Source organism: Stieleria maiorica (genome assembly GCF_008035925.1).
GTDB classification, from domain to species: Bacteria; Planctomycetota; Planctomycetia; order Pirellulales; family Pirellulaceae; genus Stieleria; species Stieleria maiorica.
Genome location: NZ_CP036264.1, coordinates 2,315,782 through 2,342,686, shown reverse-complemented (window position 1 = coordinate 2,342,686; position 26,905 = coordinate 2,315,782). Strand labels below are relative to the sequence as shown.

17 protein-coding genes are annotated in these 26,905 nt (G+C 59.0%); 8 read left to right on the top strand and 9 right to left on the bottom strand.

What is annotated here, in order from left to right:
• The first annotated feature begins 448 nt into the window (after positions 1-448).
• From Mal15_RS07935 to Mal15_RS07920, 4 genes are all read left to right on the top strand, one after another.
• Complete coding sequence (locus tag Mal15_RS07935; RefSeq protein ID WP_147867267.1) at positions 449-1,729, top strand: FMN-binding protein; 1,281 nt, start codon at positions 449-451, stop codon at positions 1,727-1,729.
• Positions 1,726-3,915, top strand: coding sequence for a 4Fe-4S binding protein (locus Mal15_RS07930; RefSeq protein WP_147867266.1), 2,190 nt, complete (start codon positions 1,726-1,728; stop codon positions 3,913-3,915). The genes Mal15_RS07935 and Mal15_RS07930 overlap by 4 nt, the downstream gene beginning before the upstream one ends.
• Positions 3,916-4,078: 163 nt before the next feature.
• A complete protein-coding gene (locus tag Mal15_RS07925; protein WP_147867265.1) occupies positions 4,079-5,035 on the top strand; it encodes a nitrilase family protein in 957 nt (318 codons plus the stop codon).
• Positions 5,032-9,786 carry a bifunctional serine/threonine-protein kinase/formylglycine-generating enzyme family protein gene (locus tag Mal15_RS07920; RefSeq protein WP_147867264.1) on the top strand — a complete coding sequence of 1,585 codons (4,755 nt, stop codon included), beginning with the start codon at positions 5,032-5,034 and terminating at the stop codon, positions 9,784-9,786. The genes Mal15_RS07925 and Mal15_RS07920 overlap by 4 nt, the downstream gene beginning before the upstream one ends.
• On the opposite strand, the gene Mal15_RS07915 is transcribed toward Mal15_RS07920, so the two are convergent.
• Positions 9,702-11,510, bottom strand: a complete 1,809-nt coding sequence (locus Mal15_RS07915; RefSeq protein ID WP_167546675.1) for a glycosyltransferase family 2 protein — start codon at positions 11,508-11,510, stop codon at positions 9,702-9,704. The two genes, Mal15_RS07920 and Mal15_RS07915, sit on opposite strands and share 85 nt — an antisense overlap.
• A gap of 121 nt (positions 11,511-11,631) precedes the next feature.
• Here Mal15_RS07915 and Mal15_RS07910 point away from each other — a divergent pair, with 121 nt between their 5' ends.
• Both Mal15_RS07910 and Mal15_RS07905 read left to right on the top strand, forming a co-directional pair.
• The gene (locus Mal15_RS07910) at positions 11,632-11,865 is read left to right on the top strand and encodes a hypothetical protein (protein ID WP_147867262.1); all 234 of its coding nucleotides are present in this window, start codon (positions 11,632-11,634) and stop codon (positions 11,863-11,865) included.
• Complete coding sequence (locus Mal15_RS07905; RefSeq protein ID WP_147867261.1) at positions 11,865-12,995, top strand: hypothetical protein; 1,131 nt, start codon at positions 11,865-11,867, stop codon at positions 12,993-12,995. The genes Mal15_RS07910 and Mal15_RS07905 overlap by 1 nt, the downstream gene beginning before the upstream one ends.
• Here the strand turns inward: Mal15_RS07905 and Mal15_RS07900 are convergent.
• The 4 genes from Mal15_RS07900 to Mal15_RS07885 all read right to left on the bottom strand — a co-directional run bounded on the left by Mal15_RS07900 (position 12,970) and on the right by Mal15_RS07885 (position 17,485).
• On the bottom strand, positions 12,970-13,938 hold the full coding sequence (locus Mal15_RS07900; RefSeq protein ID WP_147867260.1) for a sulfatase/phosphatase domain-containing protein: 969 nt from the start codon (positions 13,936-13,938) through the stop codon (positions 12,970-12,972). The genes Mal15_RS07905 and Mal15_RS07900 overlap by 26 nt on opposite strands.
• Before the next feature lie 3 nt (positions 13,939-13,941).
• Positions 13,942-15,375 carry an IS4 family transposase gene (locus tag Mal15_RS07895; protein WP_147867259.1) on the bottom strand — a complete coding sequence of 478 codons (1,434 nt, stop codon included), beginning with the start codon at positions 15,373-15,375 and terminating at the stop codon, positions 13,942-13,944.
• Between the two features lie 71 nt (positions 15,376-15,446).
• On the bottom strand, positions 15,447-16,376 hold the full coding sequence (locus Mal15_RS07890; protein ID WP_147867258.1) for a sulfatase-like hydrolase/transferase: 930 nt from the start codon (positions 16,374-16,376) through the stop codon (positions 15,447-15,449).
• Between the two features lie 194 nt (positions 16,377-16,570).
• Positions 16,571-17,485: a PIG-L deacetylase family protein gene (locus Mal15_RS07885; protein ID WP_147867257.1), complete on the bottom strand. Its 915-nt coding sequence runs from the start codon at positions 17,483-17,485 to the stop codon at positions 16,571-16,573.
• A 349-nt stretch (positions 17,486-17,834) separates the two neighbouring features.
• Between Mal15_RS07885 and Mal15_RS07880 the strand changes: the two genes are divergently transcribed.
• Complete coding sequence (locus Mal15_RS07880) at positions 17,835-19,331, top strand: DUF1598 domain-containing protein (RefSeq protein WP_147867256.1); 1,497 nt, start codon at positions 17,835-17,837, stop codon at positions 19,329-19,331.
• Positions 19,332-19,375: 44 nt separating this feature from the next.
• Here the strand turns inward: Mal15_RS07880 and Mal15_RS07875 are convergent, their stop codons facing one another.
• From Mal15_RS07875 to Mal15_RS07865, 3 genes are all read right to left on the bottom strand, one after another.
• Positions 19,376-20,014 carry a 3-keto-disaccharide hydrolase gene (locus Mal15_RS07875; protein ID WP_199773818.1) on the bottom strand — a complete coding sequence of 213 codons (639 nt, stop codon included), beginning with the start codon at positions 20,012-20,014 and terminating at the stop codon, positions 19,376-19,378.
• A gap of 227 nt (positions 20,015-20,241) precedes the next feature.
• Positions 20,242-22,128 (bottom strand): OPT family oligopeptide transporter, encoded by a 1,887-nt coding sequence (locus Mal15_RS07870; protein WP_147867255.1) that lies wholly within the window; start codon positions 22,126-22,128, stop codon positions 20,242-20,244.
• On the bottom strand, positions 22,125-23,732 hold the full coding sequence (locus Mal15_RS07865) for a sulfatase family protein (RefSeq protein WP_147867254.1): 1,608 nt from the start codon (positions 23,730-23,732) through the stop codon (positions 22,125-22,127). The genes Mal15_RS07870 and Mal15_RS07865 overlap by 4 nt, the downstream gene beginning before the upstream one ends.
• A 343-nt stretch (positions 23,733-24,075) precedes the next feature.
• Here Mal15_RS07865 and Mal15_RS07860 point away from each other — a divergent pair, with 343 nt between their 5' ends.
• The gene (locus Mal15_RS07860) at positions 24,076-24,894 is read left to right on the top strand and encodes a cupredoxin domain-containing protein (protein ID WP_147867253.1); all 819 of its coding nucleotides are present in this window, start codon (positions 24,076-24,078) and stop codon (positions 24,892-24,894) included.
• 71 nt (positions 24,895-24,965) lie between these two features.
• On the opposite strand, the gene Mal15_RS07855 is transcribed toward Mal15_RS07860, so the two are convergent.
• On the bottom strand, positions 24,966-26,897 hold the full coding sequence (locus tag Mal15_RS07855; RefSeq protein WP_147867252.1) for a serine/threonine-protein kinase: 1,932 nt from the start codon (positions 26,895-26,897) through the stop codon (positions 24,966-24,968).
• Positions 26,898-26,905: the final 8 nt, after the last annotated feature.

The window sequence follows — 26,905 nt, the reverse complement described above, 5'->3', positions numbered from 1 at the left end:
CGAACCCAGGCCGCTCGTCCCAAGACAGCGACAACGGTTCGATGTGATTGCCCGCAGATCCTCAGGCAGAATCCACGGAATCTTGTTACCGGTCAGCCGACGCAATCGGTATGCCAAGCGGGACGAACGAATGACACATCAACGCATGAAACGTTGTGTGGAACTTGAAATCGATCCGTCCGAACATGGCGAGAATCCGCCGACGAAACACTTCGGTCTTTCGGCAAGCTGAGGCCCGATCAATCACCACCCGGTCTGGTCGATGATCGACCAGCCTGTCGCTTCGCGTCCGAGGGACCGAAGGGGGGCGGGAGAACGTCGCTGAAACGCATTTTCGCCTCTCCCCAGAGCGAACTTTTCGATTGTCCGCGCGAACGAGTGCGTGATTTAGTATCCTGGGGCAATTCGAAATGACCGGTCTGGCGCAGAACGAAAGCTGGAAGACGTGATGAAGTATTTGGTGCTGTTAATGACGCTGCTTGCGGGAAACATCTCGGCGGCGGCTGATGTGATCGAATTTGCCGACGGGAAGAAGGTTGACGGGACAATCACGTCGATCCGCAAAGCCGAAAAGGAGTTTGATTTTTCACCCCAGGCTGGCTCTTCATCGACGAAAACTGTCTATCAGTTTGACGAGGTCCACCGGGTCCTTTACCAGGGCAAATGGTTCGTCCTGACGCCGAAATCGAGTGCGTCTGCATCGGCGGACGAAGACAACGGCACGACAGGGACCGTGACCCGTTCCAAGGCGGAGGTGTTGGCGTTGATCGAGGCGGCCGGCAAGACGCCGCCGGATTGGTTCGAATCCACGCCGCTGGACTATCCCAACACGCTCGATCTGTCCTGGCCCATCAAACCGCCCAAGGGACCCTGGCAGGCTCACAAGAACATGGGCCAGTACATCTGGTCGGTGATCAACGAAAACCCCGGACGCTGGCACTCGGGGATCAAATTGATTCACCATTGCGTTTCGCTGCACAAAGACGACCGCGAGCGACTGCAGCGCGACATGAGGGCACTCGGTGCGGCCTACTTCCGGCTGCTTCAAGATTACCCGCGAGCGGCATTCTGGTTCCAACAGGGCAAAGCGTCGGTCGACACCAACGATGGGATCTGGTTGGCCGAATGTTATTGGCGGTTGGGCAACCGCGGCATGGCCTTGCAGATGCTCCGCAGCCGACGTCTGAACCTCGGTGCGATCAAATTGTATGGGGACATGGGCGAAATCGACCGCGCGCTCAGTTTGACGAAGGCCTTTGTCAACTCCGGAAACGACTACCAAGCGAACGTCTTGGCCGCCGACGCGCTGCGACAAGCCGGGCGCTATGACGAGGCGATCGATTACTACCAGCGTGTCCTGAATTCCAAGCAGTGGCGGAATGAGGAGTACGAGAATCGATTCAAGGCTCGCGCCCAGGAGAGTATTAATACGATCCGGTTGTATGAGCAGGCGGACTTGAGTCGTGTCGCTGATGGGACGTATCGCGATAGCAGCACGGGGTACAACGGCAAGCTGACGGTCGAGGTCAACGTCGCATCGGGGCGACTTCAAAGCGTCAAGGTGGTCGACCACAAGGAAAAACAATTCTACTCCTCGCTTACAGACACGCCGGCACAACTGATTGAGCGGCAAAGTGTCCAAGGCATCGATGGCACCAGCAGTGCGACGATCACATCCCAGGCCATCGTCAACGCGACCGCCAAGGCGTTGGCACAGGGAACGCGATGAAACGACGTGGCCTTTCGTTGGCGGTCGCCCTGTTGGCTGCGGCGGCGATCCTCACAGCCGCTCAAGACGACTCCATCGCCTCACGCTTCGGCGTTTCGTCGGCGCTGATGATCACGGTCGCCGCCGTCGTGCTGGCCGCCGCCGTGTTGGTTTTTTTGACCAGTTTCGATCGCGGGAACGCCGCACTCATTCGCTTGGATTGGTTCTCCCCGGCCCTGCGGCGGCTGAAACCCCATCAATACGCATCACATTCGCTGACCGGACGATTGCTTCGTCGCCTGGTGCCCGATGGGTTGCAATCGGACCGGATGTCCAAGCAACGCGGGGTATTGCGTAAAATGCTGCGGCGGTTCGGCCTGTCCTGGCTGGCATCCCCGGTCCGGCGGATCGTCCAATCGATCTGCCTGGTCACCTTTGCCGTGCTGTTTTTCTACGTTTGTTGGCCGTATGACGCGCAGCCGGCCGAGTCACTGGACGCCGGCCAGTGGCCATCACATTACAGCGACAACCTGGCTGCCAAGGAAGTCATCCCGGCCGAGTCGTTTCTGATGATCGACCCGCTGGTCAGTCTGTCGACCGCGATCGCATCGCGTAGCTGGGTTTGGTCGTTGGTCTCCGCGGCGGCGATCCTGGTCGTCTGTGTCCTGATCCCGCGCGGCTTTTGCGGCTATCTGTGTCCGTTGGGCACGACGATCGATTTATTCGATTGGGCGGTCGGCAAGCGGGTCACGCGGTTTCGCGTTACCGGCGACGGCTGGTGGGTTCACATCAAATACTATCTGTTGGCCGGAACACTGCTGTGTTCCGTGCTTGGCGTGTTGGTGTCGGGTTTCTTTTCGGCAATACCGGTGATCACGCGGGGGATGTTGTTCCTGTTGGATCCGATTCAATCGGGGATGATGCGTGGCTGGCACTTGGTCCCCGCAATGAACGCCGGACACCTGTTGTCGATCGCAATGTTCGTCGGCGTGCTGAGTCTAGGGTTCTTGCGGCCGCGATTCTGGTGCAAGTATGTGTGCCCCAGCGGAGCGGTGTTTTCGCTGGGCAACCTGTTTCGCATCACCGAGCGGAAGGTCGAATCATCCTGCATCAACTGCAACAAGTGTGTCGAGATCTGTCCCTTTGACGCCATCAAGCCGGACTTCACGACGCGGACCACCGATTGCACGCTGTGTCAATCCTGTGGCGGCGTCTGTCCGACGCACGCGATCAAGTTTGTCGAACGCTGGAACGTCGTTGAACTGAAGGTCGAAAACGATCCCCCGACCCATGAGACGGCTTTGGGGCGACGCGGGTTTCTGTCCCTGGCCGGCGGCACCGCGGCGGCGGTGGCGGGCGGTGCCGGTGTTTCACTGGTCACCAAAACGTTCGGCGCCAATCTGAACGCCCCCGATGCGTTCTTGCCGGTGCGTCCGCCGGGCAGCGTTCCCGAGCAAGAGTTTCTGGAGATGTGCATCCGCTGCGGCGAGTGCTTCAAGGCCTGTCCCAACAACGTGTTGCAGCCGGAAGGCTTTCAGCAGGGGCTGGAGGGATTGTGGTCGCCATTGGTCAACGCCGACTGGGCCGGTTGCGAATCGAGCTGCAACGCCTGTGGTCAGGTATGTCCGACCGGAGCGATTCGTGCGTTGCCATTGGCGGAGAAAAAGGTCGCTCGGATGGGGCTAGCGATCGTCAATGAATCGACCTGTCTGCCGTTTGCCGGCGCCGAGGAGTGCGATCTGTGTGTGCAGGAGTGCAATGCGGCCGGCTACCATGCGATCGAATTCAAACGGGTCGGCACCGAAGTGGACGACAACGGTGTTCCGATCGAAGGCACCGGTTATTCAGCACCGGTCGTGTTGGCCGACAAGTGTGTCGGATGTGGGCTCTGCCAGACGCGGTGCAATGCGATCAACGTCAAAGAACGGGGGCTATTGGGCGAGTCGGCGATCATCATCCAGGCGGGGAAAGGCAAAGAGGACCGGATGATGTCCGGTTCCTACGTCGCGCTGCGCGAACAAGAAGCTCGCCAGCGAACGAGTGCCGAACCTGGCGTCGAGTACTTCGTGCCAGAGACCGGTGTCGCCCCGTCGCCCCTGATTGATGAGTCACCGTTCGGTGTCGAGCCTTCCGGCGGCGACGAGTCACCGTTCGGAGTTCCGGCGTCGGACACGATCGACGATGATCCGTTCGGAACGTTGGAGTAGCTGCGACGATGTGAACGCCAAGAAATCGTTTTCTCCGCGAGCACGCATTGCGGGAGGCTTGTTTCGTTACAATGCCCGGTGAATTGGACGGTGGTCGAATGCGATTGAATCGCACCATCGACCTCGTCCGTTTTATCGTCGCCTTCCCCACCAATGGTCTCCCATGAACCCGATCACTGTCGCCGCCGTCCAGTTCAATCATCGCCCCGGTGACAAGAGCTACAACCTTGGTCGCGTCGAAGCCTTGACAGCTGAAGCAAAGGCCAGGGGCGTTGAATTGATCGCGTTCCCGGAAATGTGTTTGACAGGTTATTGGCACGTCAGGAACTTGTCCGCCGAAGCGTGCCGCCAGCTCGCCGAACCGATCCACGGCGGGCGATCGACCGACACGCTGTTAGAGCTTGCCCGGCGGCACGAGATGACGATCGGTGCGGGGCTGATCGAACAGGGCGACGACGGTCGGCTGTTCAACAGCTACGTCGTCGCGATGCCCGACGGCCAGGTCGCGGTGCATCGGAAACTGCATTGTTTCATCAGCGAACATCTGGATTGCGGCGATGAGTACACCGTGTTCGAGATTCCCCAGGGCGCGACGGTCGGCGTTTTAATCTGTTACGACAACAACATCGGCGAAAACGTCCGCATGAACGCCCTCATGGGCGCCGAGATCCTGCTCGCTCCCCATCAAACCGGAGGCTGCAATTCCCCCAGCCCGCACTGCATGGGCGTCATCGATCCCAAACTCTGGGAGCAGCGTGAATCGAACCCCGAAGCGATCGAAGCCGAGTTTCGCGGTCCCAAGGGCCGCGAGTGGCTAAGGCGTTGGCTGCCCGCTCGGGCACACGACAACGGCTTGTTCCTGATCTTCAGCAACGGCGTCGGCATCGATGATGATGAAGTTCGAACCGGCAATGCGATGATTTTGGATCCTTATGGAGAAACGCTTGCCGAATCCTGGAAAGCCGATGATGACATGGTCGTCGCTCGGCTTGATCCGTCGCTTCAGGCATCCTGCACCGGCCGCCGTTGGCTCAAATCCCGACGCCCGGAACTGTACGGCCCGCTCGCCGAGCGAACCGGAATCGAACAGGACACCCGCATCGTGCGGTTTGCCAAATGACCACCCCTGAGAACGAAACCAACCTGCGAAACGACGCCCGCGAAACGCGGACCGAGCGAACGGTCGACGAATCGGAGTTTTCTTTCAACCATACGGATCAGCCGATCGACGAAACGATCAACGGTTCCTCCGTCACCAACCCCGACAATCAGCCCGATGAACCCGAGGAGTTGCTTCCCCGGACGATCGGTCGCTACAAAATCGAATCCCTGCTCGGCAAAGGCGGATTCGGTTCGGTGTACTTGGCCTATGACGACGAACTGCGACGCCACGTCACCATCAAGGTCCCACACGCCCATCGCATCAAGCGCTCCAAAGACGTCAATGCGTTTCTGACCGAAGCCCGAACGCTGGCCAAGCTGGAACATCCCAACGTGGTTCCGGTGCACGACGTCGGTACCACCGACGACGGGCTCTGCTTCATCGTCTCCCGGTACATCGACGGGCGAGATTTGGTCCACCGAATGCGATCCACCCCGTTGTCGATTCTCGAGTCGGTGGAATTGGTCGCGACGATTGCCGAGGCGCTGCATTACGTGCACAACCAGGGCGTCATTCACCGCGACATCAAACCGAACAACATCCTGTTGGACAAACGGGGGACGGCGTACGTCGCAGATTTCGGGCTTGCACTACTGGAAGACGATGGGATCGGCTCCAGAACCGTCGCCGGGACGCCCGCGTACATGAGCCCGGAACAGGCGCGGGGCGAAAACCATTTGGTCAAACGCACTTCGGATATCTTCAGCCTGGGCGTCGTTTTGTATCAATTGCTGACCGGGCAACGTCCGTTTGTCGCCGAACCCGGTCAATCGGTCACCGATTTGATTCAAGAGCAAGAGGTCCGTCCGCTTCGCGATCTGAACCGCGACGTGCCAGCGGAACTCGAGCGGATTTGCCTGAAGACGCTTTCCAAGCGTGCGATGGCGCGGCACCAATCGGCGTTGGAACTTTGCGAAGATTTGCGCCACCTGCTCTCCGACAGCGAAAACCTGGCGTTTGCCAGCCCGACGCTGCGCGGCGACGGAAAGGCGGTTGAGGCACAGCAGCGTTCGTCGGAAAACAGTCGATCCAGCCGCCGGGCACTGGGGATCGTTCCCCGGGGGTTGCGATCCTTTGGACCTCAAGACGCGCATTTTTTCTTGGGGCTGTTGCCGGGGCCTTACGACCGCGACGGAACTCCCGAATCGGTCTTGTTTTGGAAGCGGCGGATTGAAGACCCCGACCCGGAAAACAGTTTTCGCATCGGGTTGATCTATGGACCGTCCGGATGCGGCAAAAGCTCGTTCGTCAAAGCGGGACTGATCCCGACGCTCTGCTCGGACATCATTCCGGTCGTCATCGAGTCCGCCCCCGACGCGACCGAATCACGCTTGCTGAATCGCCTGCGTCGTCGTTGTCCTTACCTAGACACCGACCTGGGCCTGGCCGAATCGATCGCAACGCTCCGCCGCGGCGAGGTGATGGGCGGCGACAAAAAGATCCTGATCGTGATCGACCAGTTTGAACAATGGCTGTACTCGATCGATCGGCCGGAGCACTCGGCGCTGGCCAAGGCGCTGCGGCAGTGTGACGGCGAGCATGTTCAATGCATTCTGATGGTCCGAGACGACTTCTGGTTGGCGTTCAGCCGATTCATGGATCATCTGGAAATCGACCTGATGCAGAACAAGAACATGGCGTTGATCGACCTGTTCGACCTGCAGCATGCCCGGCGCGTGTTGACCGAATTCGGCCGTGCGTTCCAGCGTCTGCCCGAGCACAGCAGCGACTTCTCCCGCGACCAAAAAGCCTTCATCGCCCAAGCGATCGACGGGCTGGCCGAACACGGAAAAGTCACGCCCGTTCGTCTGGCCCTGTTTGCCGAAATGATCAAAAGCAAACCTTGGACGACGGCCACGCTGCGCAAGATCGGCGGCACCGCGGGGGTGGGCCTGATGTTCTTGGACGAAAACTTTTCCTCGGAAAACGCACCGGCCAATTATCGAGTACACCTGCACGCCGTCTATGAAACCCTGGGCGCCCTGTTGCCCCAGCCCGGTGCGAACCTGAAAGGCCACATGAGGTCGCGCGAGGAGTTGCTGGAAGTTTCCGGTTACGCCGACCAGCCCAAACAGTTCCAATCCATGATGCGGGCGCTTGATTCGGAATTACACCTGATCACGCGAACCGATCCCGAGGGCCGGGGCGATGTTTCGCAAAGCCAATCCGGCATCCAGTCGGCAAGCCAATCGGGCAGTGTGACCGGCAACCTGTCACAACTGGTTTATTATCACCTCGCTCACGATTATCTGGTGCCCGCGATCCGTGACTGGCAAGCGCACCTGCAACGGGGAACACGCAAGGGACGGGCGGAAATCCGCTTGGCACAACGCACCGAGGTCTGGGATTCCAGGCCCGATAAACGGCACCTGCCGACGCTGCCCGAATGGGTTTCGATCCTTGCGCTGACCCGACGGGACCACTGGGATGATGCTCAGCAGCGGATGATGCGATCCGCGACACGGAGGCATTTATCCAACCTGGCCCTCGTGGGATTCTTGCTTTTGCTGGGCGGCTGGGCCGCCTACGAATTGGCATCTTGGAATCGGGCCGAGACACTCACCAACCAGCTGACCGTTGCCAAGGTCGGCGAGGTGAGCGGATTGCTGGACCAATTGGAGCGACGTGAGCGATGGGCGCTCGACAACTTGGTTCAAATTCAACAGCAAAGCCGGCCCGGTTCGCCCCCGCATTTGTTCTCCAGCTTGGCCCTGCTTCGTTCCGGTCGCAACGAACTGGCGAAGATCCAACCGGCGTTGCTTCAATCGGACCCCGAGACGTTGGAATTGTTGTGCCGCGAACTTCACGGGTTCGGTGATCAACTCTCCGAATACCTTTGGAGCCAAGCCGAGGATGAAACCCTGTTGCCTCGCTCGGATGAAAACGGCCGCGTGGTCAGCCCGCGATTCAACGCGGCCTTGGCTCTGGCAAGGTTCGATCCCCCGGACGAATCCTCCGCCAGCGGTGATCGATGGAAATCATTGTCAGCCCACTTTACCGATGAACTGATCCACTTTGCCAACATCGACCGACGCTACTTTCGATCCATGGTGGACCTGATTCGCCCCGCCAGGCCGGTGCTGGTCGATCCATTGGCCGCCGTGATGACCGCCGACGGCAGTGACGAGACAGAGATCCGTCGATCGGCCGCGCAGAATTTGCTGATCAACTTGCTCGAAGACGACATCCCCGAACTGACCAATCAGCTGCTGCACGCCGAAGTTCAGCAAATCCTGTTCTCCATCGACTTGATCGACAAGCACCGCGACGCCGTGCGCCCGCTGTTGGACGAAGCGGTCGCCAAACCGCTGGATGTTCACGACCCGACGTGGAAACGCGATGCCAAGCGAAAGGCATCCGCAGCGGCGATCCTGCTGCGGCACGGTGCGTCCAACGACGACATCTGGGCAACTTTCCGCCCCGATCGACAGCCGCCACGGGATCCCGACCAATCGGAGGAGACAGAAGATTGGGTGCGTGAGGAACTGCGGCGGCTGTTGGCCGAACGCGAATTCGAAGCGTTGGAATCCGCCGATCGCGAACAACTTGTGTCCCGCTATCGGCAGATCAGCTTTGGCCGAACATCGATCCCCAACGCCCGCACGCGACTGGTCCAACGCATCGAGGTCTTCGGCGTCGATCCCGTGCCGATCGCCCAACGGTTGCTGGTCGAGCCGGACCTTGCGACACAATGCGGTCTGATTCAAGCCTTGGGCGAATTCCCGCCGGAACAGATCAACGCCGATCTTCGTAATCGTGTTCTGACGTTGACTCAAGGTTGGTTCACCACGGCCAGCCACGCCAGTCTGCGGGCCAATTCGTTGTGGTTTCTGCGGCAGTGGAACGAAGCGGATTGGGTCGATGGGCAGCTCTACGTGGAGAAACCGGAACGTCGACAAGATCGCGATTGGTACGTCAATTCTGAGGGCCACACGATGATCGTTTTGCCGCTGCACGCCCCCGACGCGACCTACCGCATCGAAGCGGCAATGGCCGAAGTCACGCTCAGCCAGATGCTCCGTTGGCTACCCGAGGGAGAGCAATCCAGAGGCTGGAACTCTCCATCGAATAACGCGTCGGTCGGCAGCGTGACCTACCACGACGCGGTGGCGTATTGCAATTGGCTTTCACGTGCCGAAGGTCTGACCGAGGATCAAGTCTGTTACACCGATCGCACGGACGATTCGATCGAGCCGGCCAAACTGCACCCGAATTACCGACAGCGGCGGGGGTATCGGTTGCCGATGGCGGAGGAATGGTTCTTTATGTGCAACGGTGGAGCGATCACCGACTATTCCTTCGGCAGTTGTCTGCAACCGTCGTACCTGTTGTCGACCGATCGGATTTCCGAGGGCTACACCCCGTCCAAGCCGACCGATGGGAAAACGTCGTGGGCAGTCGGATTGGCTCGCCCCAACGCCTTCGGCATCTTCGACACCTATTCCAACGTGCGTGAATGGGCCAATGACATCGATCCGGTCAATGCCGCGCGGATTCAAGTTTGCGGATTCGACTATCGTTTCCACATGGGGATGTCAGGCATCCAGCCTCGATACCTGGGATGGTCCCAACCCCATTCGCAACCATCGTTTTACGGGTTTCGTGTGTTTCGATCCCGGCCGATTCAGGAAACCGATATCACCCGTTCGGTCACGTCGCGGTATCTGCCCAACGCGCCGAAGGAACGGGGATCGAACGCGGCTCGTTGATACAGCCCGGCCCGCCGGCGACATTCCTGAAGCGAAAATGTTCGGACGTCCGTTCCGAATCCCGTTTCACTATTTCGTGTCGCCGACTGTGGATGGACGCGGTAACGCGTGACGACGGAACTCGAAATCGCGAAACGCACGGCCGAATGAGACGCGCGGATCATGAATTCCGAATCCAATCCACAGCGATTACGGTCGCGATCACCGAAGTCGCTGTACCCGCCCAATCGCCGAAACATCGCGACGCGGAAACAGGCGGTCGGATTCATCGCAAAGTATTGCATTTGGTTGCCGTACGGAATGTGGGAGCGACGAAACCGCTGACGATCCACAATCGCTTCTTCGGCGTCCGAGGCTGCGAATTGCTCCATCGTCGCCGCGAAAAAGTCGGCGTCAGACCGTTCAAGCAGATTGACGGTCGTCTCCAGCCGATGCGGCAAACTGATGTCGTCACCGTCTTGGACGGCGACGAAATCGGTTTCAAAGTAGGGTGACACATTGTTGAATGAAACGTATTGCCCCACATTCTTTCGATTGCGATACAGCCGGACATTCGGCAGTGATCCCCAGTAGCGAAACAGTGCATCGACATTTTCCGGTCCCCGATCGTCGATCAAATGAACGATCGGCTCGGCGTCCTGCTGCTGGATGATGCTCTCGATCGCCTGCGCGACAAAGTCCAACTGCCCATAGACCGGGATCACGACGTCGCATGGAACCGTCGATTGCGGGTACCCGATCGCGTGATGTCGAAGCGATCCCAAGCGTTCGACATAGGCCGGGGGCGCGACAGCTTTCGGCGGCTGCCAATCCCGGTGCAGTTCGACAGACGGTAACGGCATCACACGAATTTTCGCGCCGGATCGTTTGGCTCGATGGATCCATTCCAGATCCGGATCGGACTTTCGGTCCGCAAACCCACCTAAATCAATGAACGCACTGCGACGCATGACCAGCGTGGGCCACGGGATCGATGCCTGATACGCATCCGTCGGCTCCGTTGCCGCGACTTCCCCCGCGGGCGTCAACAGCGGCGATCCGATCGCGTCGGCTCCCATGCGACACAATTCGCCGACCGCGTTGGCGATGCGATTGGGCATGGCGACTGCATCGGCGTGCTGCAATGCAAGGAACTCGCTGCACGCCGTGGGGGCCAATTCGTGGACAGCCGCGAACAGACTGGTCGCGGTTGCAAGGCGATGAAGATGCACATTCCAGGTCGTCGCGTAGTCGCTTGCCAGAATCTGGGCACGCGGGCCATTGAGAATCAAATGAAGATTGACCGCGGCGTTTTGTTGGGCGAGTACACTTTCAATCGACCGTCGCGTCGCCGCCGAAGCATCGTCGCAACACAGGTAGACGTCGCAGCTGGGCAATCGCCGCTCGCCCGCCACCAATTCCCCCAAGACCGCCGCTTCGCTGATCTGCAACAATTCGGTCGCCCGTCGCGTCTGGGGACCGTCGTCCGATGACCTGCCGTGCAGAAACCGTGTGCAGGCTTCATTCAGGATCGACGGAAAGACTCCGTTGACAAAGCTGCTGGCGACCGGAGTGGATCCCGAGCAAGCCTCGCAAGCGTCGCGCGACACCTGACACGCATCATCCGTCCCACCGTTCGATTCGGTCTGCAATAACTGTTGAACCAACCCACACGTCGCGATCTCGCCGTTCCCTTGACGGCGTGGATGGATGCGGAACGGGCAATTCAGGTTTCCGGAATTCATAGGGAGAGTCTTGAAAAAAAGATTTCTGCGTGTTTGATGGGCAGGTATCAGATGCCCTATGCTAGTGGCAGGGGGCGTAGCCATGGCCATCGATTAAGCGTGATTTCAGCGCAAGGAACAAATGATGATGCAAACAGCGATTGTCCGCCCGGTCCGAAACGAGAATTCGTCCGCGCCACCGCATTCGAGCGGCCCTGAGGGTTTCGGTTATACGCTTTGGCGATTTGACGGCAGCGAGTGGCAGATCAAAAAGAATTGTGCGGTTGACGGTGCAACGGTGGGGCCGACGCCGTCGGTGGCGGGCGAGTTCGTTGGTCAATTGCGGGCGACGACCTGCGTCGCCGCGGCGGAGTGATGGAATGTCGAGCGCCCGAAACCTGTCGGCATCGCGAAGTGGTCGATTCGTCCGACACGGGCGAAATCGCCGTATGCAGATTATTGAAAAGCATCTCGGGGATTAATAACCACACGGGATTGCAGGTTTCAGCGGCGGCCTGTCGGGCATGCTGTGGATCTTACCCACCGTCACAGCGTGACTTGAACCCGATCGTCGCGTCGCTGTTGTTCGCGTTGACCGAACAAGTGATCGATGAAAACGGAGTCGCGGGATGCAATCTGGAATCGGCCAAGAAACTGAATCGATGGGCGGAACGGTCATTGCCGGCCGTGGCCCCCGACGAAGATGATTGCGTTGATTGGGGACGCAAATCGTACGATCACCTTCGGGCGGTCACCGTCGATAGCATCGCTGATCTTCTTCCACGACCGGAGACGCCACCCCCGGGTTCGAATCAAAACGTCGCGACCTGGGCCGTGGGTGTCACCACGGCTGCACGCCGACTGCCGACGTTGGAGCGCAGTGTCGGTTCGATCCTAACATCCGGATGGAGCGACCCACGGTTGTTTATCGACGGTAAGGTGGATGTTCCGCAGTCCCTTGAGCGGCTCGTCGCCTGCCGCCGCAGTCCGGCCGTTGGAGCCTTTCCCAACTACATGTTGTCACTCGGCGAGTTGTTCATGCGGGATCCCCACGCGGATGCCTACATGATGATCCAAGACGACGCGTTGTTCCTGGGCGCTCCGGCGATGCGAGACTACTTGGAAAGCGTGCTCTGGCCGGATGATGGGCCATGGATCGCGTCGCTGTACTGCAGCAAAGCCTACACGCAAGCCTCCGCAGGGTGGCACCGGTTTCCCGACCGCTGGGTCTGGGGAGCGGTGGCGTTCGTCTTTTCCCCCGAGGCACTGCGGCGGATCCTGACTTCGCCGCTCGTTTCTCAGCACCGCCGGTTGCCCGACGGAAAGGGGCTGTCCCGAATCGACGTGGTGATCGGCCAGATCGCCAATTCCGATAAGATTCCCATTCTGTTCCCATGCCCCAGCTTGGTCCAGCACATCGGGACAGTCAGTACCATTTGGAAACTGGCTCGCGCGGTCAACTCGCGACACGCGAATCAATTCATTGGGGATTTGCTGGACCGTTAATCTTGATGTCGCTGACCGTTCGATACATCAGGTTGTTGGAAAACTCCTCACCGACGAACGCCGCGGCAGAGATTTTTTTCCCGGACAACCGCTCGGGGATCTGGAACGTCACCTCCAGTTTGCCCTGTCCCGATGCAGAGCGAACGATTCGCTCGATCCGTTTCCCGCCGGCGTCTTTGATCGTGACGTGAAAGTTCTGTTCCCCCAAAGATTCGGGTAACCGGTGAGCGATGGAGACGGTGAACGATCTGCCCGGTATTGCCTGTGCAGGGACCTGCCACTGAAACAGTTTGGGATTCGGCTTGGTTTTGGCATTGTTACCGCGCCGTTTCGCCCGCCGCGCGTCCGCTTCGGCTTGCACTTTGTCGACATAGTCGCTGACGAACTGTTTGTCGCTGCGATGCTCCAGTGCGGCAAGGGCGTGGTCGCCCGAATCGACCATGAATCGTCGCATCGCCGCGCGGTGCGTGGCAATGTCGTCGGCGTACTTGGGGTCATCGATCAAATTGACGAGCGCATCGGGGTCGTTTTCGTAATCATAAAACTCTTCGGGAACGCCGTGCTGAAACAATTCCAACCGAGCGGCGATTTGCGGATCGGTCGGAGCCAGTTTGACCATCGCTCGATAGGACAGCGTCCCGGTCGTTGCGGTCCGGAAGACACGTTTACCGTCGGACCAGGGATTGAAAAGGTAACCGAAGCGTTTGGATTGGACGCTACGCATCGGGCTGCGGTTTCCGCCAGAGTTTTCGTTGTAGACCTTGAAGACCATGTCGCGACCGGATTGTTGCTCGCCGCGCAGTGTCGGCAAAAAAGACCGACCGTCAAAACCGTCGGGATGATCGATTCCGGCGATGTCCAGCAGGGTCGGCAACAGATCGACGGCGGAAATCATGTGGTTCGTGTCGATCGCGCCGGGGGCTGTGACCTCGTTGTTATACACAATTCATTCCCCTGATCTGGTTGCATTTGGACCAAAGCTTCGCCAACAACTACTGATGTCGTAGAGTCGTTCCATGCCGCGCATGACCGTATCGGTGCCAGGCTCGTCATGTCGTGGTCGGTCGATGTAGCCGCCAAGCCGAGCGATCATGCGGACGATCTCCTTCAACGTCGGTGGTTTCTTTGGCGGATCTTCCCCGGTGACGATCTTGTATACCGGCTGCCATTCGTCGGCTACGAATACTGCTTCACAGCTGACGTCTGGACATTCGCGACCGATCCGCACGCTGTAGAACGTTCGCCACGCCAAGATCATCGAAACAGCGAGACAACGCTCGAATCGTTCGATCTTTTCAAACCGCTTTGCTTCGATGCGAGTGCCTGATTTGAGAGTTCGGAAGAATACTTCGATCAACCAGCGAATGCAGTAGTAAGACAACACCAGCTCAATCTCTTCCTTGTTCGAAATCGGCATATTGGTCAGCAACAGCCAACTGATAGGCGTATCCCCTTCAGGCGGATCGATCTCGTGAGCCCAAATCGCGTTGACTTTCGTGGGCCGTAGGTGTCGATCGGGCCGATAGGGGTTCTTCAGTGTCAGCGTCGTTGCACGCACCTCGAGTTCGCATTGGCGTGCCTCTCGCGGTTGATTGCGTGCTCGTTTGTCACAGGCTAACTTGGGTTGGTGCGAACGAATCGTTATCGCTTTGGTGTAGCGTACTTTGCTCGCGGCGAGTTTTTCATGCAGATTTCCTGATGGCCGACCGTGCTGATTAACGATCGAACGGTCATAGCAACTGCGAATAATCCACCAAAAGTTCTTTGGAGAATCGGAATTACACTCGATGACTTCAAAGATGTCCGCTTCGCTGTCAGCCACGCAGACAACTTGCGTTTCGGGGTGCTCGCTAGCGATTAACTGTGCTTCGCGGTGGTTTTCAAGCCATCGCAGAGACTCCTTCTCTTCAATCGGCACTTTCTTTCGATCATCGGCTTTTGACGGACCTTCCTCGCGAGTCCAAAGTTCCGCTGCAACGGTTCCTAAGGGCGTGCCGGTGGGAGTGAACGCCATCAGCGGGTGAAGCAACTCGCCGTAGCGTGAACTGCCATCTAGCGGACCGGCCCCTTCTACTTGCGTGTTAGGTTTCGTCAAATCCAGTTCCGTCGTATCGTGAGCCAAGATGACAACTTCTTGCTCAGCAAGACGCTTATAGCAGGCATCTATATGGGGCGCTAAAATGTCCTCAAAGCAGATCGCATCGTTATCAAAAAGTCGGTAGGCTGCCGTTGTTTCGTTGTGTCCTGCGCCGACTGCAGCAGGAATGCTCTTGCTCGGCAAACCAGCCATGGCGGAGAGCACTTCGGCAAGTCGTTCATTTCGTCTCTTGTCGCCAAGATCCACCGTTTCTAATTCGTCAATCACCCATTGGCTCACCATCGCAAACACTCCGTTGCTACCTGTCGTGCACCTGAACTCCCTGTGAGCAACAGTTTGAGCGATTTCGCGAATCAATACATCATCAAAAATTTGTGTATAACAACGAGGGCTGTGACACCGGGCCAGCGGACGATCCACGGGGTCCGCGTGCTGTGATTCCAAAGTGCCGTTTTTGCAAACGGCAACGGCATCCCGTGATCGGACAGGAAGATCACGACGGTTTGTTCGTCTTGCCCCGACTCACGCAGCGCTTTCATGACGGCCGCGAAACAATCGTCCGCGCGACGTACCGACGAATAGTAGTGCGCCAATTCCAAACGAACATCGGGATGATCAAACAGGAACCCGGGGATCGGGACCTCGTCGGCGGTGAAGATCCGTGACGGGACGTTCTCGTCCTGGACAATCGCCCCCTGCTTGCCCATCGCGTAAAACGGCTTGTGCGGATCAGAAATGTTGATGTTGATGCAGAACGGTTTGCCGGCCTGCTTCGCCAATGCGATCCCACGGCGAGTCGATTTGTAATACGACTCTGCATTCTTCATGTCCTGTTTCTCGCCGTCCAGAATCGTCAGGTCCGCATCCCAGCCATAGGGTTGATAGGGAGTCGAATGAGAGACCTTGCCGCGAATGGCGACGAAGTACCCGCCCTGTTTCATCAGGTCAACCATGTGCGGATAGTCGGGATCTTTGACTTGATAAAACCCCTCGACCCCGGTGTTGTGCGGGTAGCGTCCGGAGAACATCACGTTGCGTGAGGGGTAACAGTTACCGACTTGCACATGCGCGTGATGGTAGCGCAAACCCGCCGCGGCCAGCGCGTCGATGTTCGGCGTCGTGCCCTCAAGCTCGCAGCCGAACGCGCCGACCGAATCGCAACTCATGTCGTCGACCGTAACGATCAACAGGTTCGGTTTTCCGGCGACACAACGGAGGGTCGGGGCGGCGGACAGCGTGGTAAACAGTCCGATCAAGACCACGAGGGTGAATCGATGACGCATGTCGAAATCCGGTTGGGGAGGGCGGGGGCCAATGGGAGCTGTGTTTGAAGTACAGCCCTGGCTCTGTCAGGAAATCAAGTTTACCGAAGCAGCAGTGGGAATCGCCATTGAATTGTAGCTACCTTCGCCAGAAGGTGGTTTCCGCGCGGTCCACGCTCTGGCGAGCGTGGCTACGTCCGTCTCACGCCGTCCGACTACTCGTTCGATGCCGGCAGGAACGGAAACAGTTGGCGGATCTCGTCGTCGCTGGGCTGGCGGCCGTACTCGCAGATCTCGAACGCTTCGGCATACTTGACCTGCTGCGCATGCGTTTCGCCGTACCATTTGATCAACCCGCTGCGAAATCGATTGGCTTCGGCCGACTGGCGGCTGACCCATTTTTCGCGCAGCCATTCTCGGCGGAGCTGCGGCTTGGATTCCGGCGGAGCGGCGGCCATCGTCTCGGCGCTTCCCAACGCGCCGCCTTCAAAGGTTTGAGAAACCAGTGCGGTCAGCGCGTCGACTTTCTGCTCGAACACACTGTCGACATCCACGACGATGTCGGCCTCGAAGGAGTAAGGTTTTTGAAACCGATCGCTGGAGTACAGGAAGACAGGGTTCTTTTTTAGCGGCGGCGTCGTCGGGCAAAAGAACGGGACGGCGACCATGTAGGCGGCATCCTGGACCAGCACGCCGGTGTAACGGTGATCGGGGTGGTAGTCCCAGGGCCGGTGCGAGATCACGATGTCGGCGTCCCACTGCCGGATCAAGACGGTGATCTTGCGGCGGTTTTCCAGTGTCGGTTCCAGTTCGCCGTCGTGGATGTCCAGCACCTCGCTGACGACCCCCAGTCGCTCGGCAACCTTGGCCGATTCGGCGGCACGGCGCGTGGCCAACGGACCGCCCGCCATGCTCCAGTGACCGATGTCGCCGTTGGTGACCGAAACCAATTTGACCTTGTGACCCAACGCCGCCCACAACGCCGCCGTCCCGCCACTCTTGTATTCCGCGTCGTCGGGATGGGCACCGAAACAAATGATTCTCAATGGCTGCGACGTTTCTTGACCGAATAATCGGTGGCCGGCGGGTAACGTGATCGCGGCGAAACACAAGAGCAACAAAAAACGCATGGTGGGACTCCGGCGGGATGATGGAAGGAGGTGTGGAGCGTCAAAGGATTAATTCAAAATCATAGCCGGAATCTTGATCCGGGGTGTGAACCGCCACATCGATCGAGAATTGGTTTCAGATTAAGACAGAACCCTCTCTGGAAGGGAGGGTCGGGCGAAGCGAGGGGAGGGTTGATTGCTGGTCTTTGAGTGCACTTGCGCCACAGCGAACGCATCCCGCTCCGAGCGCACGCCCCTCCGCGCCCCTCCCTAAAAGCAACGATACGACTGAAGAAATTGATTTGACACCGCATCGCCAACGCATACCTTGAAAGGCGAACATTGCAGTCATTTAAGCGGGGGTTTACAGATGCCTGTCTCTTCTTCGATTCGTTGCATCGCTGCACGGTACGCTCGCGGGGCGGTCGTGGTGCTGGTGCTGTTTCTTGCCGCCGCACAAATTGGCACCGCACCGATTGCCGCCGCACAGGGCATCGCGGCGATCCAAAATGTTTCCAGCACACCGTTTGTCACCGGGATCACTCCGATCATTGGATCGCGCGGTGGAGTCGGAGGCGTCTGGGTCGATGCGGATGGCGTCGTCGGTCGGGTCGGACACGACGATCTGGGTCAGCTACGCGCGTCCTGGTCGCAGGTCGCCGACGCGATCGATGGGGTGGGCGACGCGGAGTCCGACTTTCGCGTCGTTTCACTCGCCCGGTTGGACCGCGCGTTGGCACGGCGACTGGGCGAGGGGAAACCGATCACGCCCGACATGGCGTTTCTTGCCGGGCTACGTCGCATCGAATACGTCTTTGCGGTTCCTCCCGCCACGCCTGTTCCAGGCGGTGCGGCGACCGGCGGCGACATTTTGATCGCCGGTCCCGGCGGGCCATGGAAAGCCAACCAGGCCGGCGAGGTCGTTGGCGTTGCCGATGGTCGTGCCGTGCTTCGATTGGACGACTTGATGGATGCCCTGCGAATTGGAACCGACGGCGTCAACCGCCAGATCAGTTGCTCGATCGAACCGACCGACGACGGATTGCGGCAGTACGCCCGCGTCCAGGCAAGACTGCGAACGTTCACCCCCAAAGCGGCCGGGACGTTGGAAAAAGCGATCGGGCACCAGCAGGTGTTGATCAATGGAATCGCCCCTGACAGCCACTTCGCCCACGTCATGTTGGCCGCCGACTACGCCATGAAACGTCTGGCGATGGGCTTGGACGCCGCGCCGATCGATTCCATGCCCAGCTATCTGGAATTGTTGCAACGTCAGAAACAGGGAAGTCAAGTGACTTCGCCTCGCTGGTGGATGGCAACCGATTACGATCCGTTGCGTTGCACGCCGGACCGCTTGGCATGGCAGATTCGTGGACGTGCCGTCCGCACCATGACCCAAGACAGCCTGTTAACCACCGACGGCCGCCGCACCAACCTGGATACTGGAAACCCGCTGGCACAACAGTGGTCCGACACCATGACCGACCGCTATGACGAACTCTCGACCGCAATGCCGGTGTTCGCCGATTTGCGAAACTGTTTCGACTTGGCAGTGCTCGGGGCGTTGATGGCCAACGAAGGATTGCCGGTCCGCGCGGATTGTCAATTCGAAGTGCTGACCGATGCAAGCCGGCTGACCGGGCCGCGCTATCACGTCCCCAAAACGATTCCCTCCGTGGCATCCACGCTCCGGGGACGACAAGGATGGATCATCAGCGTGTCCGGTGGCGTCTCGATCGATGCCTGGTCGGTCGTCAATCAAACGGAGACCGACCAGGCAATCGCGACGATGCGTTCCAAAGCAATCGAAGTGACAGCGATCCAGGGAACAGCGATCCAGGGGACAGCACAACGTTGGTGGTGGTAGCCGTTGGTTGGACTCGCTGTGCCGCACGCGACTGCATTTACAGCCTACAGCTCTTTCACCTTGATATTCTTGAACTGAATCTTCATGTGGTGTCCACCGTGCAGCTGCAACCCGATCGGGCCTTCATCATTGATCGCCACACCGGTGTAATCCACACAGGGCTCTCCGTTGTGAAACGTTTGGATTCGCTTGCCGGTCAACACAACTCGCAAATGGTTCCACTGGCCGAGTTTTAAGACCTCCGTCCCCTTTTCCGAGACGCCGGGATAGCTGCCGCGTTTGTCACTGGGCGCATAGACGCACGCCGACATGTCCTTTTTCAAGCTGCCGGAGATTCCCAATTGGACCTGGTGGCCGTCTCCGCGCAGCATAACGCCGGTGTCGTAGTACTCCGAGGAGGTTTGGTAGTCGAGTTCGATTTCGTAATCCTTGTAGTTCTTGGTCGTCCAGAGCACCGATCCCTTTTGGTTTTCGTTCTCGCAAACGATCTTGCCGTCTTCGACTTTCCAATGGTCTGCGGTGTCCTTCTCCGGACGGACTTCCCAGCCGTCGAGCGACTTTCCGTCAAAGATGGCATGCGCTCCCTCGTGGGCGAGTGCCGCCGGGCTGATGCAAACGGAGACGGTCAAAAGCAACGCGGAAAGGCGGACGAACGAACGGTGCGACATTGAAAGTGATCTCATCGGATGGAGTCGTGGAGGCTGGAGGGTTACGCGAACGCTGGTGCGACTACGATACGGCCGCACGCCATGCCAGTTAGCGGGGTGTCATGATACTCAATCCGGTCACGGGCCGCTCGCTTACGCTTCCCGCTGGCATCGGCGTTGATTGCCAGCACGCAGCGTCAGCTAGTGGCCCGCCGTGATCGCTAAACCGGCACGGGCCGCTCGCTTACGCTTCCCGCTGGCAGCTATTCGGATTTGGGCTTGGTCATGGCGACGAATGCCAGCACGATCCCCATCGCGACGACCAGTGAAAGCACGGTTTTCACGACCGGTGACAGCCCCAAATCCAGGGCCGCGACTCCGAAGGCTGCCAGGCCGGCCAGACCCACGGCCGTCAGCGCTTCGCCGGCGATGACACCGGACGAAAACAGGATGCCGCGATGCAGCAATCGGTCGTGTGATTCGCGTTCCCTTCCCCGGGTGCACAGCGACGCGATCAGACCGCCGACCAGAATCGGTGTCGCCAGTCCGAAGGGCAAGTACATGCCCACGGCGATCGGCATCAGGTGGGCACGGTGTCGAGTTTTTCGTTTGAGCACTTCGTCGATCCCCAAGATCAGCACGCCGATACCCGCGCCCAATCCGATCAGGCCCCAAGGAAGCTCGCCTTCGCCGGCAAAACCCTTTGCCAGACTGGCAAACAGACTGGCCTGGGGAGCCGAAAGTTTCTCGCCGCCGATCCCGCCCGGCGTGTTGTTGTGCAACAGGGTCAGCACCGGTGCCATGACAAAGGCGGCAACAAAGACGCCGGCGATCTGCATCGTTTGCTGCCGAAACGGTGCGGCACCGACCAGCGAACCGGTCTTCAAATCGTTGCACACATCGCCGCTGGTACATGCCACGCAACACACGATCGCGGCGATGCCAAGCGTCGCCACCATGCCCTGGGTGCCGGAGTAGTTGAACAACCACAACAGTCCACCGGCCGCCAGCACCGCCGTGATCGTCATTCCCGAAACCGGGCTGTTGGAATTGCCGACCAGACCGACGATGTAGCTGGCCACCGCCGTGAAGAAGAATCCCATCGCCAGCATCACAACAGTTGACAACGCCGAAACGCCGACATCGTGGGTGAAACGATAATTGATGATTGCCAGCGTGGCGGTGCAGACCAATCCGAGCACCAAGATCAATCCCGAGGGGATGTCCCGCGTGCCGTGGTCCAGCGAAATCCGGCGGCCGCGCAATCCGTGCCACAATTCGGAGACCGCCGTGAACAACCCCTGTCGCACAGCGATCAATGAACCGATCCCGCCGACGACCATCGCGCCCACCCCGACGTACCGGATTTCGGTGCTCCAAATCGTCCAAGCACCGTTGATCGGATCGTCGTAACCCGATGCGCCGCCCATCAACGGAATCCCGATCAGCCATCCGATCGCGCCACCGACAAAGATCAACACGGCGACGTTCAAGCGGACGATGAATCCGACGGCGACCAACATCGGCGACAGGTCTCCGCCGAAATAGAAGATCCGATCACCGGCGGTCCGGGCGACTTGCAGCGTGTCGTTGACCAGCGCAAGAAACCCCGCGCAAAACTTGAACACCGCCCCCAACGCGCCGCCGATCAACAAACTGGTCGCCGCACCGCGCTGTTGGTCACCTTGCTGACCGGCTTCCAACACCGCCGCACAGGCGACGCCCTCGGGGAACGGCAGGTCTTCGTTGTCGGCCACGAACACCCGACGCATCGGGATCATGAACAAAATGCCGAGCAGGCCGCCGGTGAGTGCGACCAACGAAACGGTCCAGAAATCAAACGATTCCCAGTGCCCGATCAGAATCATCGCCGGCATCGTGAAAATGATTCCCGCCGCCAACGACTCACCGGCCGACGCGCACGTCTGGACCTGATTGGCTTCCAAGATGCTCGATCGCTTGAACAGCAACCGAAACAGCAACATCGCCATCACGGCCGCCGGGATCGAAGCCGACACGGTCATGCCCGCCTTCAATCCGACATACACGTTCGCCGCGCCCATGACGACCGACAGGATCAACCCCAGGACAAAGACGCGGGGCGTCAATTCGGGGACCTGCGGGGCGGATGATTCGGACAAATCGCTCATGATCGCAATTCCATTTGCCGCTCTTTCGGCAACACCGACACATCGCTGTCGTCTTGATAGTGTTCTCGCAGACGATCCAATTCGCGTTTCATGTCCGTGATCTCGTCGGCGTACTCGGGGTTGTTGTACTGGTTGGTCAGCTCATCGGGGTCGGTTTCGAGGTCGTAAAATTCCCATTCATCGAATTGGTAAAACCGGATCAGCTTGTAACGATGATTGCGGACCCCGTATTGCCGCGGCACCATGTGGACGCTCGGGTATTCGTAGTAATGGTAATAGATACTGCGCCGCCAATCGTCGGGGGATTCGCCTTTCAATAGCGGCACCAGCGATTCGCCTTGCATGTCTTCGGGCACCTCCGCTCCGGCCATCTCCAGAAACGTCTCGGCATAGTCCAGGTTTTGCACCAGATGATCGTCGGTCGCCCCCGGTTTGGTCACGCCGGGCCACTTGACGATCAGCGGCATCTTCAATGATTCTTCGTACATCCACCGCTTGTCGTACCAACCGTGGTCGCCGATGTAAAAGCCTTGGTCGGACGAGTAGATGACGACGGTGTTGTCGGACAGTCCCAGTTCATCGAGGGTTTCCATCAGGGTGCCGACACTTTCATCGACGCCTTTGACGCAGCGCAGGTAGTTCTTGGCGTACCGTTGGTATTTCCAGCGGACCAAGCTGTCGGCCGTGAGGTTGGCTTCGTGAAACGCTTTGTCGCGTGGGCGATAAGCGGCGAACCAGGCTTGCAGTTGTTCCGGCGTCATCCGTTGCATGTTCCGCCACGCCGATTTGTCAAAGCGTCCGACGATCGCATTGCCATCGAATTCAGGCGTCAAGTCGACGAACAGGTCAAAGTTCAGGTGCATGTGCCGGTCGATTTCCAATTCCTGGTGTCGCGCCGGAGGGGCGTTGTCATGCCACTTGTCGAACAAGGTGTTCGGTTCGGGCAGGTCGATGTCGGCGTACAGGTCCAAGTGTCGTAGCGCCGGCATCCAGTTTCGGTGCGGCGCCTTGTGCTGGACCATCAACAGGAACGGCTTGTCATCGGTGCGTCCTTCCTTGAGCCACTCGACCGCCAGATCCGTCACGACGTCGGTGCAGTGCCCTTCGATCCGCGTGCGGCCGTCCGGGGTGATCAGGTCCGGGTTGTAGTAAAGCCCTTGGCCGGGCAGCACTTTCCAGTCGTCGTAGCCTTGCGGCTGGCCTTTCAGGTGAGACTTTCCATAGATCGCCGTCGTGTAGCCCGCTTTTTGCAACAGTTTGGGGAACGTTTGCTGGTTCCAATCGAACGAGTTGCCGTTGTTCATGAAGCCGTTCTTGTGGCTGTGTTTTCCGGTCTGGATCACGGCACGGCTGGGACCGCAGATCGAATTGGTACAGAAACTGTTCCGAAAGACGATGCCTTGCTTGGCGAGTTGATCGATATTGGGCGTCGGGTCGACGCTTTTCAGCCAACCGTTGTACGCTCCGATCGCGTGGGGGGCGTGATCGTCACTGAAAATGAACAGGATATTGGGGCGGTCGTCGGCGGAAACGCGGGCGGCATTCGCAACGAGCGTGGCCAAACACCCGATCAGCACCAACGCCGGGAGGAATCGGAAGCTCATGAATCGTCTGATATACATGGGGTTAAGGATCGAATGTGGAGAACATTCATCGACAACGGAACGAATCGAGCGCCTACTATACACGCTGCACAGACGTCCCGGCGGCGCGGAAACGTTTGAATGGCCGTGCCAGACGCCAACGGCTTGCTGAGAACGGAATAGTGCCAGCCCGACGCGTGAGCGAGGGGCCACGCGGCGCCCCTCGCTCACGCGTCGGGCTGGCATGCAGACGTTGATTTCGCATCTTTGACTCAATCCACAAGCCTCGGCGGATGCCGCTACAGCACCACCGGAAAACGACGTTGCATTTCACAGTTTCAGTCCACGTCCCCCGAAGTATCCCATGAACCGATCATTGCGATTCCTCGTGACGCTCGTGATGTTGCTTTTGGTGGAATCCGCAATGGCCGAGGAAAGCGCGACGCTGGTGGCGACGTTTCGCTACCTCGGCGATCCGCCCACGCCACGCCGAATCACGCCCCATCTGGATCGCCAGTGTTGCGGCCAAGTGCCGCTTGCCGACGAGCGGTTGATCGTCGACCCGGCCAACCATGGAATCCGAAATGTCGTCCTGTACGTGTACACCGGGCGACGTGGCACGGTGCTGCCGGAGCAAGATTCGCCGTCCGAGCAGCAACTGCTGACGATCGGGCACTGCCGGTTCCGGCCCCACATTTTGCTCGCCCGAAAGGGAGACACGCTGCGTGTGGAAGACAACGATCCGGTGGGGCACAACCCCAACTTTCAGTTCTTTAACAATGCCCCACTGGGAGTTACGCGTCCGGTTGGGGCACCGTGGCAGCGATCGTTGGATAAAACAGAACCCGCGCCGGTTCCGATTCGCTGCAACATCCACCCTTGGATGAACGCATGGATTCTGGTGCTGGACCATCGTTTGGCCGGCATCAGCGACGAGAACGGAAAACTGACGATCACCGGGTTACCGGTCGGAGAGCGGATTGTGTTTCGAGCGTTCCATGAAAGTGCCAGAATCCAGCAGGTCGTCGTCAATGGAAAGAATGAAACGTGGAGTTCCAGCAAATTCGAACGCGTGCTCCAGCCTGGGAGGAATGATTTGGGAGTCGTTGGAATTCGGGCCTCGGCGTTCACGATCGATAGGGCGTTGGATACGGGAACGGGCGAGCGAGGTGGGAAGGAGTAGACAGGAAAATGGATGAAAGATGACAGAAAAATGGGGGGCAGAAAAATGTTGAGCCCATTTTTCTGTCACTTCTACCCTGCATCCGCGCGCTCTTTGAATTCCAATTCATCCAGCTGAACGTCGGCGAAGAATGCTTGTGGTCGGTCGGCGGTGCGGGAGCGATTCTCATGAACCACCAGCCGAATGGCGCTGCCGTTGGTGACGTCTTCGACGGGCAGAGAACCGATAAACTTTTCTTCCAGGAAGACGAACCAATCGTCACGTTGTCGTTCAATGTCGATGACGTGAAAGCGATCGAAAATGGTGGGCAGAGCATCGGATCGGAACGCCACGTCGACGTCACCGAAATCGGAGGTTTTCGTCCCGACCTGGTATTGATCGCCCTGCAACCGGACACATCCGCGACGGGAGGAAGGATCACTGGGGTCGAAGGCAAAATCGATGTCAATCGCGCCGCTTTCTTTCTGCGGCCACACGAACACGCTGATGCGGGGGATGGAATCGGTGGCGTACCGCCGCGTCAATGCTCCTTTAGGAGTGATGCAGGCGATCGCGGTGGACGCATCGGGTGCCTGCAGCGTGTTCCAAGCCCCGACCATCGATCCGCCGACGTCCCAACCGCTCAGCGTGACGCCGTCAAACAGCGGCACGCTTCCGATCACTCGGGTCGGAACTCGCGCCGCCGGCAGAGAGCGATAGTATTGAAATCCCCCGATCGCAAGGGCGGCCACTGCGAGGATCCCGACGGCGCTGATCCAGCGGCTCATTCGTATGCGACGGATCGACCGGGCATGAGATAAAGCGATCGTTTGCGTCACGCTCTCGCCGGACGATGCCCCGCTGCTTGCGGTGGGTGTCTCTTCCTCGGCCAACGGCGACACTCGTTCGACGGTCGGCTGCTCGCTGATGAATCCGCGATTCGGGTGTTCGTCCACGGCACTGGATGGCACCGTGGTCGGGGTCGCGGCAGCGTTGACGAGCAAGGCATCTATTTGGTCAATCAGCTGTTGGTAGCTGGCGGGGCGCACCTCCGGATCGGGATCGAGCAAGTCCAGCAGCAGCGTCATCTGTTCGCGGGGCAATTGGATCGGCAAGTCGTCGGGATGAACCAAAAGCCGCTCTGATTTTTGCTGGTACAGCGATGCAATGCTGCGACCCTGATGCGGCGGTTTTCCGAACATCAGGTGCCACGCGGTTGCCCCCAACGAATACATGTCGGTGCGAAAGTCGACCTCCCGGCCTCCGAACTGCTCGGGTGACATGTACGCAGGGCTTCCCATCACTTTTTCGCCCGTCGTGATTTTCAGTTGTTCGGCACTTGGATCGGCAAACATCGCCAGCCCAAAATCGGCGATCTTGACGATATCGGTTTTTGCAGCAGAACCCTCCGGCGGTGGCAGCAGGATCAGGTTGGCCGGTTTGATGTCCCGATGAATCAAATTCTGGCCGACGGCGTGCAACAGCCCCGATGCGACCTGACGCACGATCGACCAGACGGATTGCGGCGACATGGTGCCGGCCTCTCTGACGACTTGCTCGCAGGTCCTTCCCGGAACAAACTCCATCGCAAAGTGATAGCGCCCGTCGTGCTTGCCAAAGTTAAAGGCCTGGACAATGTTGGGATGCCGGAGCCGGGCGAGCGCCTTGGCTTCGCGTTCGAATCGTGCCGTGGCGTTCGGATGCGCCACGTTGCTGATCAGGATGATTTTTAACGCGACGATGCGATCCAAGTCGGTCTGCACCGCACGGTACACGGCCCCCATTCCGCCGCGGCCGACCAGATCCAATATCTGGTACCCCGGAACGGTGTCCGACGGATGCTGCAGCGCGTGCACGATGTCAACTTCCGCCGGCGTCAGCAGACCGCGCTGAAGCGCCAGTTGGGAGATCCCTTGCCCGTCCTGACCGACCTGCTGCTCCAACGATTTCGCGTCGGTTTCCTTGAGCAACTGAAGCTCCAGACAGGTCTCAATGAACTTCCGCTCTTGGTCTACGATCGGCATGTTCGACG